The sequence below is a fragment of the Morganella sp. BCCO 40_0007 genome, from assembly GCF_032989665.1.
In the GTDB taxonomy this organism is placed as follows: domain Bacteria; phylum Pseudomonadota; class Gammaproteobacteria; order Enterobacterales; family Enterobacteriaceae; genus Morganella; species Morganella sibonii.
Genome location: NZ_JAVBIN010000005.1, coordinates 96,237 through 113,025, shown reverse-complemented (window position 1 = coordinate 113,025; position 16,789 = coordinate 96,237). Strand labels below are relative to the sequence as shown.

The following is a 16,789-nucleotide window of genomic DNA, read 5'->3' as shown; positions in this document are numbered from 1 at the left end:
TACACTCTCAGACAGTAATTAAGACGGTTACAGCATAACGGAAAATACCGGCGCCGTACTGCCTTTTACACTACAGCACCGGTTGTCAGATTCAGCGGAAGAAATTATCCCCCTGTGTCATCAGAGTGGATTCTGTCGCTTCCAGTAATTCCAGCATATTCGCCATATGCGCTTTGATTTCACAACTCGCGGCATCCAGCAATGTACACATATTGGTGACTTTTTCGACATAATGCAGGCTTTCATGAAAACTCATCGCCAGGTCTGTCAGCTCTCCGCGTATCACGGATAAATCATGACTGCCGAGATGGTTGTGACTGTGGCTGTTCAGCAACTCAATCCGCTGCTGAGTACTTTGTCCGCGGTTTTGCAGCACCACTACCGACTGTTTCAGCTTATAGAGGTTGCGCTGTAAGTCGCCGCCGAGACCGCTGAGGGTTTTGCAGCTCCATTTGGCGGATTTACGTTGTGCTTCAGTTTCACCGATTTCCGCTGCAACGCCCTTCTTGTCATGCAGATAATGTTTCAGTTTGCGGCCACGGCGGATCGCTTTTCCCTGCGCCATTACGGTCAGTGCACAGGATGCGACCATTTTGCTGATCCCGCCGTCCGGGATAAAGGCCAGCGGCGCGGTCAGCCCGGAGGTCAGATTTTTTTTCAGCTTATCACGTCCCATATCCGCCATTTTACGCATAATCCGGTAAGTGCTCTGACTGCGGCCTTTTTCATAGTAATCCGCCGTTTCCTCCAGCAGACTTTTTCCGCCAACCACGTCTCTGTCGAGGTGTGTGCGTTGTGTGCTGTCCGTACCGACCATCACGGCGGTATGCGTTCTGATGCTCAGTGCCTGAGAAATATAGGTCGCATACATTTTCTTCACAGATTGCGCAATTTTGGTGCGCTCTGCGGCCATGATTTTTTCATCCAGTGCAGTGAGCGGTATCGCCGTCACTGATGATGCGTACCCCAGTGCCGTATTGGTATACCCGAGACCCGTATTGATATCTGCTGCTGATATTGCCATAAAATTCCCTTTTTATTGTTGGAGTCAGACTAACCGCCGATCAGTACTGACGGCATTCCGGAGACAATGATGCCGCCGTGTGCCGTACTGTCACCCAGACGGGCGGCAGGTTTATTATTGATAAGCACCGTCATACTGCCGGTGATAATACTGTCCGGTAGGCCGGTACAGAGACACATCTGTCCCAGTGTGGCGGCCGGTGATCCGCCAATCAGCACGGTCGCCGGTGCGGGCAGTACCGGACCGCCGATATGCGGTACCGGCAGAGGGGGAGTTTGTGCCGGGCACAGATGCATATCGCCGCTTCTGGCCGCCGGTTTCATTGTTTATCTCCGCGGGCAATCGCCATTCCGTGTGCCAGAAAGATCCGGTAACGTTCCGCAAGGTGCGCGCCATCCGGCATCACCGCCATCAGATTTACCGCACCGCTCAGCGCCTGTGCATATAAAAACGGCGGTGCCGGTAACGGCGGCTGATCTGCGTCCAGCATACTGCCGGTACTCCAGAAAACTGCCTGTGCCAGCCACCCGGCGGCGGCAGATAATCCCTGCTGTTTTGCCGCATCACCACAGGCCCGGCGCTCAGATTCACCGGAACGGGTTATCCAGTTTCGGACCGTGTCCAGCACACCCCGCTCCTGCGCATTCCATTCCGTCAGTTGCTGCGCACAGCGGTACCCCCACCAGAGTGCTTCTTTCAGCGGCAGACCGTGTGCCAGAAAAAGGACGGCATCGCCGTAATATCCCTGCTGTTGCGCCGCACTCAGAAAATCAGCCGGATCAGGATATTGCGCTGCCAGCGCGGTTGCCTCAGCGGAGGGGGTATAGTGTTCCATCACCGGTATTACGCTGCTGTATGGCATTTTGTTCAGCATCGCCGCTCCTTAATTAATTTTTGTCAGTGCACCACTGATTTGCACCATTGCCCCGGCTTTGACTTCTGTCATTGCCGAACCATTGATTTCCACCAGCGCGCCGCTCAGTTGTGCTTTTGCCTGTGCTGCCATAGTCAGCACCGCACTGTCGAGTGCAATTTTACCGTTCCCTTTCAGGGTAATCTGAGGGGCCTGCAAGGTAATACCGGAGGCGGAAAGCTCAATTTTGCTGCCGCCTGCCGTCAGTGTCAGTGTCTGAGATGCGGATAAGGTGATCGTTTTCGCATCCCCCGAAAGGGTGCTGTCAGCCTGTAATGTCAGGTTTTTTCCGCTGTTCTGGGTTATCCCCTCAGCCGCTTTCAGCTGCCATTGTTTATCGCTCTGATGGTGCGAATTTTCTTTGCTGCTGATGGTCAGGTTTTTTTCTGTTTCACAGCGGATATTGCCTTTAATCAGACTGACCCAGTCATTGTTGGCTGTCAGCTGTAAATCCTTCTGTGCCGCCAGCGCCAGGCACTCCTCATCCCGTTTGTCCTCAAAACGCAGCTGATTGCCGTCGCCTCCGGCCCCCGCCGGAGATGAGCGGCTGTATATGCCGCCGGTCAGCGGCCCGGAAAAAGGACGGGCATGATTCTGGTGCCAGAGTGCACCGGTGACCACCGGTTTATCCGGATCACCGTTGAGAAACTGCACCACAACCGCATCCCCGGCGCGCGGCAGAAACTGAATCCCCGCCCCGGCACCCGCGCTGTGCGAAAGTACCGGCAACCAGGCCTGAGATAATCCGTTGTCCTGATCATTATTTTCCCAGTGAAAACGGACTTTGACCCGCCCCTGAGCGTCATAACAGGTTTCGTCTCCTTCACGGGCAACGATGGTTGCCGCCTGAATACCGTCATAGCGGGGTGCGGAAACCGGCGGCAGCCGGAACGGTGTGCGGGCCGGATGACAGCGGAATGTATTGCTGTACACCGGGTTTCCGCTGCTTTCGCTGCAATCAAGGGTGTGCGTGATATCGCTGACATAATATTCGCCATTGTATTCCCCCGCCGGATGGTCACTTACCCGGAAGCGCATACCGGCACACAATGTCATCACCGGCGAGCCCGCCTCATAATAATGCGCGGCAGCCGCTGCTGCTTCACAGGCAAACCGTGCCGCGGCAGGCTGGCCGTCATAATAGTGTGTCTGTTGCGTGGTACCGCTGCCGGTGAGTGTCTGCCGGTCAGTGCGGCTGTGATGCTGCTCCTGCGACCAGCTTTCTGCGGAGAACACCCCGCTGCTGACCCGGCGGCAGTCGCGGAACGGTGTGATAAGACGGGCGGAAATCTCCCCGGCTGACGGCACATGCTGTAATCCGTCCGTAATTGTCCACTGCGTGATATTGCCGGGATTGCGGAGGCAGAACCAGCCTTGTCCCGCCATAATCCGGCGGATCATAGCGCTGTCACTTTCATCCATCTGGCACATACAGGGGCGGGTTTCCCCCTCACCACTAAGAGAAAAACGGACAAATGCCGTCAGCTGATGCAGATTGAGCAGTGTACTGATCTGCCCTTTGCTGTTCTGATTTTGAAATAAGCGCCGCTGACGTCCGTGACTGAGAAAGGTCAGCGGATCAACCGCAATAATACGGTAAAAATAGAGCTGTTTATCCGGATGAAAACCGTCACATTCAATTTGTTGTATCAATCCGGCAAATGTCCGTTCACGACAGGTAACCACGGCCATTTTTCCCGGCAGCCCTTCATCCGGCGGTGACGGGCTCAGAAGATGCACTTCCAGCCATGTGCCGTCTGATAACGACTCCTTTGCATGCAGACGGGTCGCCACATACGGTGCACTGTTATCCAGCGTTACGGTAAGCGGACGGGGCTGACCGGCATAGTTTTCCATAACATAATACTCATCATTCAGCCTGACAGAGCACACAGAGTGCCACAATACGGCGGTGTTCCGCCCTCACCTGTCAGCGGGATTTTGTGGATTTTCAGCGGAATTACTGCTGCTGAACAGTGACGGCGGCAGATGATAATCCGCAAACAGTCCGGCGGCTGACGATACTGCTCTGCCGTTGATCCGGCTGCGGAACCGGAACATATAACCGTTTTCCGTGACCACACTCTCCGGTGATGCGGCAAGCCCCTGAGACTGTGCCGTCAGCAGCCAGCGCAACAGTCCCCATTCTCCCGGATAAGAGGCGGAATACACGACTTTGCCGTGACGGAAATAGTCCGCTGTCAGCGGCTCTGCATCTGCGGCAGGCGGCCAGTAAAAATCCTGCCATAACGACGGGCCGTGCTGGTAGAACAGCGAATTATTTCCCTGTGCCAGCCGGATTCCTGATAATTGCGGCGTCAGCGCCACCGGACGTAATGAGATGCGCATATTCAGCGCCGCAGAGGCATCCGCATAAAATAACTGACGTAACTGTCCGGTCTGTGCTTCCGGCTGTTTCAGTGCCGCATACAGCGGGTTGTTGCGGTGATCCGGCGGCAATAACTGCATAAAAGTGTCCATCACTCCGCCGGGGGTCAGAAAAGCATGCAGATCATCCGGTTTCACGCCCTGTGCATTGTGGCTGAACGGGTAGTAAGGGGCGAGCCGGTCACGCCAGAACGGGTAAACGGTGGTCTGCCATTGTCTGTCGAGATAGTGTGCCGCCAGACCGGCCTGTAACTGTGCGGAGGTCTGCTGCCACTGCCGCAGCAAAGCCTCCAGTACCGGCGGCACACCCGGTACGGTCTCCGGCGGCTCCGCGCTTTTCATTATCTGCTGATAACCCCATGCCTGCGGGTCATTTCCTGCCATTCCCTGCTCCCAGTACTGCCGGAGAGATACCGACGATTGCCGGAGGGCGGCCAGCGCCGGTGACGGCATCCCCTCCGGGGTCAGTAATACATACCATGCGGAAAACGCGCGGCTGATATTAACCCCCGCCGGTTCATCTGTTTTTTTATATTGACTGAACGCGGATTGCAGCCGTCCTGCTTTTCTCAGCTTACTGCTGAGTTTGCTCATCCCCAGTAATGAGGCAGTCTGCTGTCCGGATTTCAGATCCGGTGCAGCACCGGGCTTCGCCGCCGCAAACGTGGTATTACGGCTGATCCCCTGTACCAGCGCCGTCACCGGATCACTGAACGGCTGTTCTGTCAGCCGCAGTGCCGTGATCAGTGCTTCCGGTGAACCGGTATGACGCGGTGCCAGCGATGACAAAAACTGCTGCCAGTAGCGGATATATTCCTCATCATACTGACGGCTGATTTGCGCGATGATACTCTCCGGTGCAACCGGTGTATTCTCCGTCCACTGTTGCAGGAGATCCGTAAACCGGGACTGAAAATCCGGGTCTTCCCACTGTGCCTGCCAGGCGGTATAACCGGCTTTGGTCATGGTGTACGGGACCGATGAAAAACGGTGTTCCGGCTGAAACAGTGATGTGATATCCGCCGGAAACAGGGTATTCAGCGGCACCGTGCCGTACTCCCGGAGAAACTGCTCCCGCAGCACCGGGTAGATCCACTGCGCGGGATCAGACGCTGCCACCTTCTGCCGTGCCTGCGCCACCAGCGCGGCGTTGTATAAACGGCGTTCCTCCTGAGTCAGCGGCTGAACCGGATAATCATCCAGCAGAGAAAGAATATCATCACCGCTGTCAGCATCACTGATATCTGTTCCGCGGTGGTCATCCGCAAATAACTGCCGGTAATCGCCGGTAACCTGTAACAGTTGCGGTGAAGACGACGTTACCGCCTGTTGCAGATGCTGTTCCCGCTCAGCAGCCAGCAGCGGAAATAACACCGTGCGGATCTGCTGCTGATAATCGCGGTACAGCGGCAGCAACGGGGACGAAAACCAGCGCTGCTCATAATCACGGCGGATCGCTGTGACCACCGGCTGTAAAAGATGCAGATAGTGAACCCGTTCTCCGGCCGGTGCCGGGACAATACGTGACAGATATTCAAGGTGTTCGCTGAAAGTTTCCTGCTGTACCTGAAAACGGTGCCATTGCATCACGCCTGCTGCAGCAGTGCCCGCCAGGCACACGCTGACTGCCAGACAATACCCTGTCAGCCTGCGCCGCTCCCGCCCCTGACAGATAACTTCATCACGGCCATGAATAACCCGTTCAAACAACGGTGTGGCGATATGCAGTTCCCCGCATTCCGCCGCGCACAGCAGTGCCGATGACAACACCAGACGTGTGCCCGCCGTGTGCTGGTGCTGCAGGGCCGCCACATACTGTGTCTGTCTGTTAAGGTGTGCTTCCAGTTGTGCCGGGAACGACAGCACGGCCGCATTCTGTTCCGGCTGCCCGTCTGCCAGCGCCGTAAATTGCTCCCGTTGTAATGACAATATTAAATCCGCTGTAAATTGTGCAAACGGCGCATCCGGGAGCGTCTTCCGCTCACGGCTGAAATCGGTGCTGTGACAAAACTGTGCCCGCTGCGGATCAGCAAATCCGCGCCGCAGAGCAGGCACACTGCCGAGCCCCGGGAACATCAGATGCAAGGGCGGGCGGCATCCGAGCAGAACTGAAAATGCGATACAGGCTTCATGGTGCTGCCGCCCGGACTGAATCACCTGTTCATCACTGAGCGCCGCAAGCGCCGGTGCCGGAGACAATAAGATAAAACCGTGCAGCGGCTGAGACGGATTCAGACGCACCAGGTACCGGGCACTCTCCTGCCCGCCGTCTCCGGTGAGCCACGCCGGTGTGCTGATACGAATCACGGTATTACCCGCCTGATAACAGAAAGGTACCTGCTCTTCCGCCAGCGGGGTAAATCCGTGCTGACGCATAAACGCCTGTGCCTGAGGCAGATCGTCACACATCAGCCAGTACGTGCTGATACGGCGCTTGTCCCACCGGGGTGCCCCGCCGCTGCGGCGCAGACGGCGGCGTGTCTGATGCAGGTACCGGCGCAGTTCACGGCGCTGTTGCTGCCGCTGTAACTGCTTCACATCCTGCTCTGCCTGCCATGAGGTTTTGAACAGTCCGTAAACCGCAAGACACAAACTCAGCAGCGACACAAATACCGGCAAAAGTGCGCTGCCGCCCTCTGTCAGCCAGTAATACCAGGCCGTTGCGGTCAGTCCGGTAAGCAGCAGGATCACCAGCGCATACATTATTGCGGTTCTGATTTTCATCACCAATCTCCGTTGTTCAGAACAGGGCTGTCAGCGCATCACTCACTTGCTGTAATAACTGCTGATAACTGAAATCCGCCGCCGCCCGGAATGCTGCGCACAGCAGCAGTGAACCGGACAAAATCAGCGGCAGAGGAATACATTTCGCAGGCCGGTTCCGGCCGGTACAACGTCCCGGCGGCGCAGACAGCGCATCCTGACGGCTGCTGATCAGAATATGGCGCAGCCGGCTGTAACAGGCGGCCAGCGCTTCCGGCTGTGTGCGGTATTCCCCGCGGAATCCGAGTGATAACAGATAAAACTGTAATTCGAGAAAATCCCGCAGCGGAACGGGGTTATGCACCGCAAGGTGCAGATAGCGGAAAAAGTCCTCTCCGCCGCGCCGGTTCTGAAACACCGCTCCGGTCAGCGTATGTTCCTGCCAGACCGATTCCGCTCCCCACGGCGTACTCAGCACCGCCTCATCCAGCGCGGCACACCAGATAAAGGCACTTTTTCCGATCAGGGAAGGATGCAGCTGACGGGCAGCGCAAATCCGGTAAAACCGGCTCACGCCCTGTAACATCTGCTGCCGGAACAGTGTCAGATCCGGCGGAGTCCCGCCCTGCACCAGCATAATCAAAGCCTGAAGCAGCGGTTGTCCTGCGCTGATCAGCACATTTTGTCCAGTGTCCGGATGTCCGGCTTCTGCGGTTGTTACGGAACCTGTCTCCATGACGTATTACCTCCGGGTTATCAGGATGGCATTCAGCCGGGCATGCGGCAGCTGGCCATCAATATGCAGAGCCAGAACCAGATCGTCCTGTGCCATCTGCGCCCACAGCGGGCTGCGGATATCCGGTTCAAAATAAATGGCGCCCGGATGTGTTGTGATCCCCTCCGGAACGCTGTTCAGAGGCAGCAGCGGAATACCGGTCAGCCCGTTATTCACACAGGCCGCTATCTGACGGTTTCCGGCCAGTTTCAGCAGGCGTGCTGTCCGGCCGGCATCCGGCGGCCTGCCGCTGTCATCCGCATATTCCACGATCAGGCGGCTTTGCTCCGCAAAGGCGGATTCCGGCAGCGCAAGCCGCAGTAAACGCCGGGTTGTCAGCAGCCGGGTATCCCAGTTCAGCGGCTGTATATGCTGCCGGGTCTGCGGGGCAAGAAGGTGCTTCAGTGACTGAATACAGGGCGTAAACAGCCCGGCGTGATCGTCATTCCGCCACGGTTGCGGTTCAGGTGCCGGTGTCGCGGTCAGCGCATATAAAACGGATTGCAGATGCAGACAGAAACGGTAAAAATCCCGGCAGAAGATACGATCGCCCGCCGCCAGACTTTGCAGTTGTGTCAGCAGCGGTTGTAAATGAAGACAGGCCGTTTCCCCGGCCGGAGCGTTATAAAGCCGCTGAAGCCGCTGTGCCAGCAGCAGCCGGATATCTTCCGCCCTGCGGCTCAGCCACGGGTTATCCTGAACAAACAGATACGGCGCACAAAATTCCGCCTCCGGCAGCGGGTGTCCGGCACCCTCCCGGCAGTGCAGCCGGGCAACCTTCAGCCCGGTTTCATCTTCACGGCACTGTGAGGCACATTTAAGCTGAAGATTCAGATGTGCGGCACTGGTCATCACCGGTTCGCGCATCTGTGGCTCCCGGTTTTCACTGACGCTGAGCGGTTTTGCGGTAAAACGATCCGGCGCACTGCTCAGTGGCAGTGTCAGCAGAAACGTCATATCCCCCGCCAGTCCGTCCAGACTGACACTCAGCGGCGTGTCCGTGATAAACGGCGTACCGTCCGGCATCACACCGTGTGCCTGTAACAAAGTCAGTTTTCCCGCCCCTGTCAGAGACTCATCTGTCATCAGCCGGGAAAAACCGGCAAGACCGCCGCTCAGCTGCTGTGTCACATCGCGCAGGCAGTAGCTGTGCAGACGGCTTTCCTGGATAAAATGCTCCGGCTGGAGAAATAATCCCTCCAGCCACCAGATACCGGCCGTTTCATTAATCATCATTGCCCCCCGCTGAAAGTGACAGTGTCTGTCCGTCCAGAAACAGTGACACCTGCATCACCGGCAGCGGAAGTACCGCAATCACCTGCTTATTCGCAGCCTCTGCCGCAGAGAAACCGGCGAGCACACCGATATGTGTCACACCGGGCTGTAATTGCAGCAACAGCGTTTCCAGACCGCCGGGATAGACCGGTGCCGTCACCTTTCTGGCCAGCAGCTGTTCTTTGAGTAACCTCTGATCCTGCTGCCACAGCGGCAGAAAGCGTTCGCGCTGAAAAATCTCATCGCTGCTGAGCTGATAGATCCGCAGCACAACCGGTGCCGGGCGGTTATCCGCATTCGGGTTACTGTTTTCCTGTGCCCGGATTACCACACGCAACAGACCGGTATCCGGCGGTGTCCCGAAGCGGCAGGACACCGGGCCGAAAAATAAAAAAACAGATATAAACAGATAGATACGTCGTTTCATGATGACTGAATAATTTGGGTGTAAAATTCACTGCGGAAATAATCTGTCAGTTTGGTTTTCAGATGGTCATCCGCAATCTGCTGGCTGAAGAAGCGCTTGTAGGTCTGCCAGTAATCAATTTTTCCGGCAATTTTCTGGTCACGGTGCAGTGCTTCCAACTGCTGAGGGGAGATATCACGGATCATTTTCTCCGCCGCCAGGTTCAGGGCCCGGCTGATTTCCGGCAGCAGTGATTGCAGCAGCATCAGTTTGCCGCCGGTCAGCACCGGCGGTAAAACAGCTTCCGGTGCCGCCGTAAACACGGGAACGGGTTCAGGAACCGGCACACTGTCCGGTTCAGGAACACACACCGGTTCCGGTGCGGGTTCTGCAACCGCTGCCGGGCTGCCGTACGGTCTGGCTATTGCTGAAAAACGGTAACGGATATCATGCGGTGCCGGTTTTTTCACCGGTGCAGTGCCGAGGAACGGGTCATTATCAAAACAGGTGTTATCATCCGCCGGCGAAAACAGGCTGCGCAGGGCATTTTCTTCGCCCTGTGTATTCAGCGGCTCCGGTGTCCGGTTCAGCGGGGAAAAACAGGAGACCAGCAGCCGGAAAGCACCGATTCCCAGCATGTCGCCGTCCTGTAACAGATAGTCTGTGCCATGACCCAGCGCGTCGTGCCGGTTATTGATAAACACCCCGTCACGGCTGGTATCGGTCAGAATATAACCGGCGGCCGTGCAGCGGAGTGTGGCATGAATATCCTCAATACGGGAATCCGGGTCATCCAGCACAATATCGGCCTGAGCATCACGCCCGATAGTGCCGTCTCTGCTGTCAAAGCAGTATTGTGACAGAGGGTTATTCTCCGGCGCGCTGACTATCCGAATCGTCAATGACATAGCGGTGATCCTGATGTTAATCAATAAAAACAACGGGGTTATTATCAGTCACTGATAATGAAACCCGGGTAATGGCAGTCTGCTGTCTGCGTTTTTCAATACAGGCTTCGGCAATCTGCGGCAGAAGTTTACCCGTGATCCCCTGCTCAACCGCTCTTGCGCCGGTTTCTGCTGAATAAGGCAGTGACAACAGATAAGTGACTAATTCATCTGAATAATCAAACGTGCACTGATAGGTTTCCTGAATACGTTTACCCACCCGTTCCAGTGACAGCCGGGCAATCGCCGCCATTTCCGTATCATTGAGCGGGTAGTACGGGATAATGGTGGTGCGGCCAAGAAACGACGGCCGGAAATGACGCAGCAGTGCCGGGAAGATCAGCTGCACCAGTCCGGCTGTTTCCGGGCGCTCTTCACGGCAGTGCGCCGCAATCTCTTCTTCTGCCGCGTTGCTGGTCATAATGATGATCGAGTGACGAAAATCGATTTCCCGCCCTTCACTGTCAGCGATACGGCCTTTGTCGAAAATCTGATAAAACACGTCATGAATGGCCGGATGCGCTTTTTCCATCTCATCAAGCAGCAGGATAGTGTACGGATTACGGCGCACGGCTTCGGTCAGCACACCACCTTTGCCGTAGCCGGTATAGCCCGCCGGGGCACCCAGCAGCATGGAGACTTTGTGCGGCTCTTTAAACTCCGTCATATTCAGTGTGACCATCCGCCGTTCGTCGCCGCAGAGCGCCTCACAGAGTGCCAGAGCAGTTTCGGTTTTGCCGGTACCGCCCGGACCGCACATCAGAAATACCCCCTGCGGCCGCAACGGGTTATTCAGACCACTACGGGCGATACGGATAGCCTGTGCCACCGCCGCAACCGGCGCGGTCTGGCCGATCACCCGCTCCGCCACTTTTTCTTCCAGGCGGCTCAGCCGGGAAATGTCATCCGCGGCCAGATGCCCGGCCGGAATGCCCGTCCACAGCGCAATAACCTCCGCAATATGATGGTCATTCACGGCATCTGCCGCACTTTCCGGTGTGACGGAGCGTGCAACCGATAACCCGGCACAGGCGGTATCCAGCAGACTGATCGCTTTATCAGGCAGTTGCCGCTCCGGCAGATAGCGGACAGAAAGCCGTACCGCCGCTTCACAGGCGGCTTCCGTGACCGGCAGGCCGTGATGCTGCTCCAGTACCGGTTTCAGGGTATTGAGGATGGTCAGCGTGGTGGCTTCATCCGGCGGGGCAATTTTTACCGGCTGGAAACGCCGCGTCAGCGCGGGGTCCGGCTCAATAAACTGTTTGTATTCGGACCAGGTGGTTGCAGCCAGCGCTCTGAATTCGCCGCGTGCCAGCGCCGGTTTGAGGATGTTGGCCGCATCCCCCTGACCCGCTGTGCCGCCTGCACCGATCAGGGTATGGGCTTCATCAATAAAAATGATTTTTTCTGTGCTGCCGGTGCGGATCTCCGCCAGCAGGTTTTTCAGCCGCTGCTCAAATTCCCCTTTCATAGCGGCACCCGCCTGTAACGCCGTCAGATCCAGCTCCCACACTTCGCAGCCGCGCAGCCGTTCCGGCACATTACCGTCACTGATTTGCTGCGCCAGGCCTTCCGCAATGGCGGTTTTTCCCACGCCTGCCTCGCCGACCATAATCGGGCTGTTCTGACGGCGGCGGCAGAAAATATCCAGAATCTGGCGGATTTCACTGTCACGGCCAATCACCGGGTCGAGCTTTCCCGCCCGCGCCAGGGCTGTCAGGTCGCGGGCATACGTCTCCAGCAGTGTTGTTCCCTGGCTGTCCTGTGCCGCCGGAGCCGCACCCGGCGGCAATGCCGTTATCTTCTGCGCCAGCCACTGTGCGTCCACTGATTGTGCCCATGCCGTCACCGCAGGCGGGATGCCGCTGCACGCCGTCTGCCGCAGCAGTTGCAACAGATGAATATCACTGATCTGCTGCCCGCCCTGATTCAGCGAGACATGCAGCCAGAGCTGTTTCATCAGTTCTGTCAGTTCCGGGGCAAACACCGGGGACGCATCCGCCGACTGCGGCAGCAGCGCCAGTGCATCATTCAGGCTGTATTGCAGTGCCGCATTATCTGCCGGTGCCTCACACCAGTTCAGATCACGGCAGGCGGCGAATCAGCAGCCAGTGCTGCGGTGTGACCGCCCGGTGATGACGGCGGACACACTCCTGCGCCGCATCCTCCAGTGCCGTCACCAGCGGCGGCGATAACCGCCGGATAAGTTGATGTAAATCGATAGTCAGCATAGCGGTTCCTTGTCAGAGCCGGGTATTTCGTCCCAGCCGTGATGCGGCGGCAGCAAGTTGTGCAGGCATCATCTGTGTGTTATCTGTCCGGAAAATAACGTCAAACGTCAGCGGACGGCGGAAAAATGTCCGGATAAGTAATCCGAGATAATGGTGATATTCCCCGCCGGTCTGCCAGCTGTCGCGGGGTTGCAGCGGATCAGTAAAGACATGCACCTGCAGATGTGCATTCCGCAGATAGCAGTGCGTGCCTGCCAGCGCACCGCCGCCGAGGCAGTTTCCGGTTCCGGCAGGCGGGTGATACGGGATACGGACTGGCGGGGCGTACTGAAATTCCGTGCGGCAGGCAAAAAAGGCCGATACTGTCCTGTTCAGTGCCCGCAGCCGGGTATTGCCGCCCCATACCTGCGCCGCTGCCGGATAACAGACAGCCGCTTCAGGTAACAGCGTCTGTATCAGCGTTGTCAGCGGTAATTCCGCAGCGGCGGATTGTCCGCTGTGCTGCCGGTCTGCCGCCTGCTGTAACCGGCGGCAGACCGCATCAAAAATCAGAAAAAAATCCTGCGGGGCGGTCTGCTGATGAGCCTGTGCATATTCCGCTACCGGGCCGGTAATATAACGCGGCAGCACACCACCGGTGCCAAGCAGGCCGGGAGGATCAGAACGGCTCATCAGCGATCCTCACCGGTCCGTGATATGCCGCACCACGATCATTACGGCAACGCAGTGTGAGCTGCATAAATTCATGATCATGACTCAGCGTGGTGAAGAGTGCTTCCAGCAGAGCGGCAAAGAAAGCCGTTCCTGCCACCGGCGTGTTGTGTGCCAGTGTGACGGTGATATGCCGCCCCGGAATCGTCAGCGGGAGGTGATGATAAAAACGGACGGTCACGCCGGGCGAGGAAGTGACCTCTTCAATGGCGGCAATCAGCCCGGTGATCACCGGTGAATTCTGCCGGTCATACAGCGACAACAGGGCTTTGAGTGGTGCGGCACCGTGCGGTGAATCAATAAGATCTGCCAGCCGGGTCTGCCGGAGCCGTAAAAAGAGCGCGCACGGATCCGGCTGCACCGGCAGAGGAAGCTGCATTGCCCGCTGAGCGGCAACAACGTGATAGGTCAGCGGATCGGCCTGCTGCGGTGTGACCGGTTCTCCGGCCGCTGTCTCTGCCAGCGCTCCCTGAGTTCCGCGGCCGCGCACAACCCAGAGCCGTGCATGCCCCTCCCCGCTGTCTTCATCAGATAACAGGCAGTTAAGATGTGTCACGTCTCCTGCCGCACCGCACACCGGCTGCCAGCAACAGCCAGAGCGCTGTGTGACAAGCTGATGGTACAGCTGCGGCACCGGCCGGGCAGGCAGTGTGGTGATATCCGTCACCGCGTCCGCTGAATACAAAAGCACATCCGCGCGGGTATCTGCGCACAGCGGGTGCGGATTGGTGTTCGGCGATACCCGTAACGGTTCACTCTGATGTTCAAAGCAGTTTGTCAGCACCGTACGGAACAGCACGATGCTGCCACTGCGGGCAAAACGTGCCGGTTCCGGCAGCATGTCGCGGAAAATAAATGTCAGTGTGAAATCCTGCCCGCTGCACTGCTGCAGTGAATCCGCCAGTGATATCACCGTGCCTGCCGCCTGTTCCGGATACCACAGCGCGTCATATAACAGTGCCTGCGCATTATCTTCCGCTTCCGTACGCTGAGTCAGCGGTAATCGCTGACACGCCTGCGGCGGTAAAAACATCTCTGTTTCCCCGGCATTCAGCCGGATGGCGGCACACTGACAGTGAACTGCATCATCAATCAGCCAGGGAAGATCGCCGTCACCGGTAAAATGCAGCGCCAGGGAAGTCAGGTGCAGTTCTGATACCGGAAATCCCGGCACAGTCACCGAAAAAGTCAGTTGCAGGGAACAGGCGGCGGTACGGCTCTCCCCCTGCTCCGGATAGATCACCGCCTGCGGAATAAAACGATGTCCGGTTATTGCCAGCGGCGTCAGCGTCAGCGGCTGCTGTGTCCGCCAGTGTATGGTATCCCCGGCAGTGTTCAGGGTGGTGAACGGAGTATCCGCCGCCAGCGTCTGCACCTGTGCCGCCGCCTGCGGTGTGAATACCACCGGCAGCAGCGCAGGCACCGGGTGCAGGTAATCCGGAAACACAGTACGGACAAGCGTTTCTGTCAGCTGCGGCGCGGTCAGATCCAACTGCTGCGCCGTCAGTCCCGTCAGGTAGGCCACACCATCGAGAAGCGCACGCAGTTGCGGATCGGTAATCGTCTGTCTGCTGATCCCCAGTAACTGCGCCTGATGCGGATGCTGACGACAGAAAGCATCCAGCCCCTCCAGCAGTTGCTGCCGCTGCTGTTCAAAGTAATACAGTGTGTTGTCACGCACCGGCGGCCTCCGGGTTTATCAGTTGTCCGGCATTAAAATCCAGACAGACCGGCAGACACACTTCCCGGCCGCCGCACAGTGCGGTGATCTCAAAATGAATCTGATGCTGCCGGTATGAATGCGGCACAATGGTGACATTCACCTGCTGTAAGCGCGGTTCATAGCAGCGGATAAGACTTTCGATTTCCTGTGTGATTGCCGTGAGATGGAATTTTCCCTGCGCCCGCAGCAGATGGCTCTGACCAAACCCGGCGATACCGCTGCCTTTCCTGCCGTCCTGCCAGATCGGTGCTCTGGCGTTGATGATCCGGTACAGATGTGCCGTGATCGCCCGTTCCGTACAGGGCTGATACGGCGGCTCATCCGCTTCGTGGCACAGCCGTTCGAGCAGGCTCATAACAACACCTCTCCCTGCGGCCGGGAAAACCAGAGTGTGAGATCCACATTCGCCTCGCTGATATCGTACTGATACTGCGGCTGCAGGCAGATACGGCACTGATAACGCGCCGGATCCGCCGGGTCCGCACTCATAACGACAGACGCACGGCGCAGCGGATAATCGGCCATAATGACATCCTCGCCGTAATCAACATCGCTGACATAGCGTTTCAGCCATTTTTCCACTGCACGCTGACACGCCGCCGGGGAATCAAAATTGCCGATTTTGTCGCGGATCTGCGTCCGGATGGCATGCGCAAACCGGCATGCCATCAGATTCACCGGCAGCATGGTCAGTTGCCGCCAGCGGGGTTCCGGCGGCTGCCAGACACTGTAATAACTGAAAAAACCGTACTGCCCGCTGAGATACAGTGAAGTACAGGCGGTCAGCCCCTGCTCTGCCCAGAAATTATCCTGTTCGCAGGCCAGATCGGTTTCCGTGACTATCTCCGGCGGCGTGAGCGTATCCCCGCCTGCCAGCGGAGCCACTATCGCCCCCTGTGTGCCGCCGCTGTCATAACTGCGCAAAAAACCGAACCAGCTGATCCGCTCAAACTCACAGATAACATTCATCGCCACCAGCCAGGCAGCATTGCCCCATAATTCCCCGCCGGGCAGGTTATCCGGCTGATAAACAAAGCCGCAGCGGGGTGTTGTATGCGGATAACGCAGCAGAAAACGCGGCAGCGCGAGATAAAGAAAGCGCGCCTGTTCGTGACAACGTAACTTTTGCCACAGGCAGTAATCCGGGCTGTTCAGAATACGGGAAATTCTGTCGTGATCCGCGGAGAACCAGTGCAGGTCATCTCCGGTAAAATGCGGGTCAGTACCGATGATCACCGGACATAATGACACTTCTCCCAGCTCAGCCAGCCGGGTGGCGGTATACAGCTCGTCATACTCACCACCGCCGGTAAACACCATCTGGTGATCCACCAGCAACAGCCCGAACGGCAATCCCCCCGCCGTATTCAGTTCACGCTGATACAGCAGGCGGTATAACAGGGTATGCCGGATATCAAAGGCGGTGTTCAGCTCCCGGGCCAGCAGCGGCCAGGAGAGATCCAGCAGACGGATAACCACCCGCCGGGGGGATGTGACCAGGGCGGTCAGATGACGCAGACTGCGCCAGCGGGCTTCCAGCGCGCAGAAATCCGGGTGATGCAGCACCTGTTGCAGCTGAGTGGTGCACAGCTGGTCAATACTGTGAACAGCATGCTGTATCAACGCACAAAACTGACTGTGATCCTGCCGGGCCGCCGCCTGATGCAGCGCAGTCTGAAAATCCGTCATCCGC

Annotated in this window: 15 protein-coding genes; all 15 read right to left on the bottom strand. The window is 57.5% G+C overall.

The features are described from left to right. Positions 1–91 precede the first annotated feature (91 nt). The 15 genes from R5268_RS07475 to R5268_RS07405 all read right to left on the bottom strand — a co-directional run bounded on the left by R5268_RS07475 (position 92) and on the right by R5268_RS07405 (position 16,785). Positions 92–1,024: a hypothetical protein gene (locus R5268_RS07475; RefSeq protein ID WP_107678421.1), complete on the bottom strand. Its 933-nt coding sequence runs from the start codon at positions 1,022–1,024 to the stop codon at positions 92–94. Positions 1,025–1,053: 29 nt separating this feature from the next. Further along, positions 1,054–1,347, bottom strand: a complete 294-nt coding sequence (locus R5268_RS07470) for a PAAR domain-containing protein (RefSeq protein ID WP_317419078.1) — start codon at positions 1,345–1,347, stop codon at positions 1,054–1,056. Continuing rightward, a complete protein-coding gene (locus R5268_RS07465; protein WP_317419077.1) occupies positions 1,344–1,898 on the bottom strand; it encodes a DUF6931 family protein in 555 nt (184 codons plus the stop codon). The genes R5268_RS07470 and R5268_RS07465 overlap by 4 nt, the downstream gene beginning before the upstream one ends. A 9-nt stretch (positions 1,899–1,907) precedes the next feature. Further along, a complete protein-coding gene (locus R5268_RS07460; RefSeq protein ID WP_317419076.1) occupies positions 1,908–3,794 on the bottom strand; it encodes a type VI secretion system Vgr family protein in 1,887 nt (628 codons plus the stop codon). 66 nt (positions 3,795–3,860) lie between these two features. Then, entirely contained in the window at positions 3,861–7,049 is a 3,189-nt protein-coding gene (locus tag R5268_RS07455) for an ImcF-related family protein (RefSeq protein WP_317419075.1), read from the bottom strand. 16 nt (positions 7,050–7,065) lie between these two features. Next, entirely contained in the window at positions 7,066–7,764 is a 699-nt protein-coding gene (gene icmH / locus R5268_RS07450) for a type IVB secretion system protein IcmH/DotU (protein WP_317419074.1), read from the bottom strand. 6 nt (positions 7,765–7,770) lie between these two features. Then, positions 7,771–9,039 carry a type VI secretion system baseplate subunit TssK gene (tssK, locus tag R5268_RS07445; protein WP_317419073.1) on the bottom strand — a complete coding sequence of 423 codons (1,269 nt, stop codon included), beginning with the start codon at positions 9,037–9,039 and terminating at the stop codon, positions 7,771–7,773. Then, positions 9,029–9,505 (bottom strand): type VI secretion system lipoprotein TssJ, encoded by a 477-nt coding sequence (tssJ, locus tag R5268_RS07440; protein ID WP_107678414.1) that lies wholly within the window; start codon positions 9,503–9,505, stop codon positions 9,029–9,031. The genes tssK and tssJ overlap by 11 nt, the downstream gene beginning before the upstream one ends. Further along, entirely contained in the window at positions 9,502–10,392 is an 891-nt protein-coding gene (locus R5268_RS07435) for an FHA domain-containing protein (RefSeq protein ID WP_218455395.1), read from the bottom strand. The genes tssJ and R5268_RS07435 overlap by 4 nt, the downstream gene beginning before the upstream one ends. 16 nt (positions 10,393–10,408) lie before the next feature. After that, on the bottom strand, positions 10,409–12,418 hold the full coding sequence (locus R5268_RS07430; protein WP_317419072.1) for an AAA family ATPase: 2,010 nt from the start codon (positions 12,416–12,418) through the stop codon (positions 10,409–10,411). 97 nt (positions 12,419–12,515) lie between these two features. Next, complete coding sequence (locus R5268_RS07425; protein ID WP_317419071.1) at positions 12,516–12,662, bottom strand: hypothetical protein; 147 nt, start codon at positions 12,660–12,662, stop codon at positions 12,516–12,518. 12 nt (positions 12,663–12,674) lie between these two features. Continuing rightward, positions 12,675–13,334 (bottom strand): type VI secretion system baseplate subunit TssG, encoded by a 660-nt coding sequence (locus R5268_RS07420; protein ID WP_317419070.1) that lies wholly within the window; start codon positions 13,332–13,334, stop codon positions 12,675–12,677. Then, complete coding sequence (locus R5268_RS07415) at positions 13,321–15,054, bottom strand: type VI secretion system baseplate subunit TssF (RefSeq protein ID WP_317419069.1); 1,734 nt, start codon at positions 15,052–15,054, stop codon at positions 13,321–13,323. The genes R5268_RS07420 and R5268_RS07415 overlap by 14 nt, the downstream gene beginning before the upstream one ends. Beyond that, positions 15,047–15,451: a GPW/gp25 family protein gene (locus R5268_RS07410; RefSeq protein ID WP_182105037.1), complete on the bottom strand. Its 405-nt coding sequence runs from the start codon at positions 15,449–15,451 to the stop codon at positions 15,047–15,049. The genes R5268_RS07415 and R5268_RS07410 overlap by 8 nt, the downstream gene beginning before the upstream one ends. Beyond that, positions 15,448–16,785, bottom strand: coding sequence for a type VI secretion system contractile sheath domain-containing protein (locus R5268_RS07405; RefSeq protein ID WP_317419068.1), 1,338 nt, complete (start codon positions 16,783–16,785; stop codon positions 15,448–15,450). Before R5268_RS07405 ends, R5268_RS07410 begins: the two co-directional genes overlap by 4 nt. Positions 16,786–16,789: the final 4 nt, after the last annotated feature.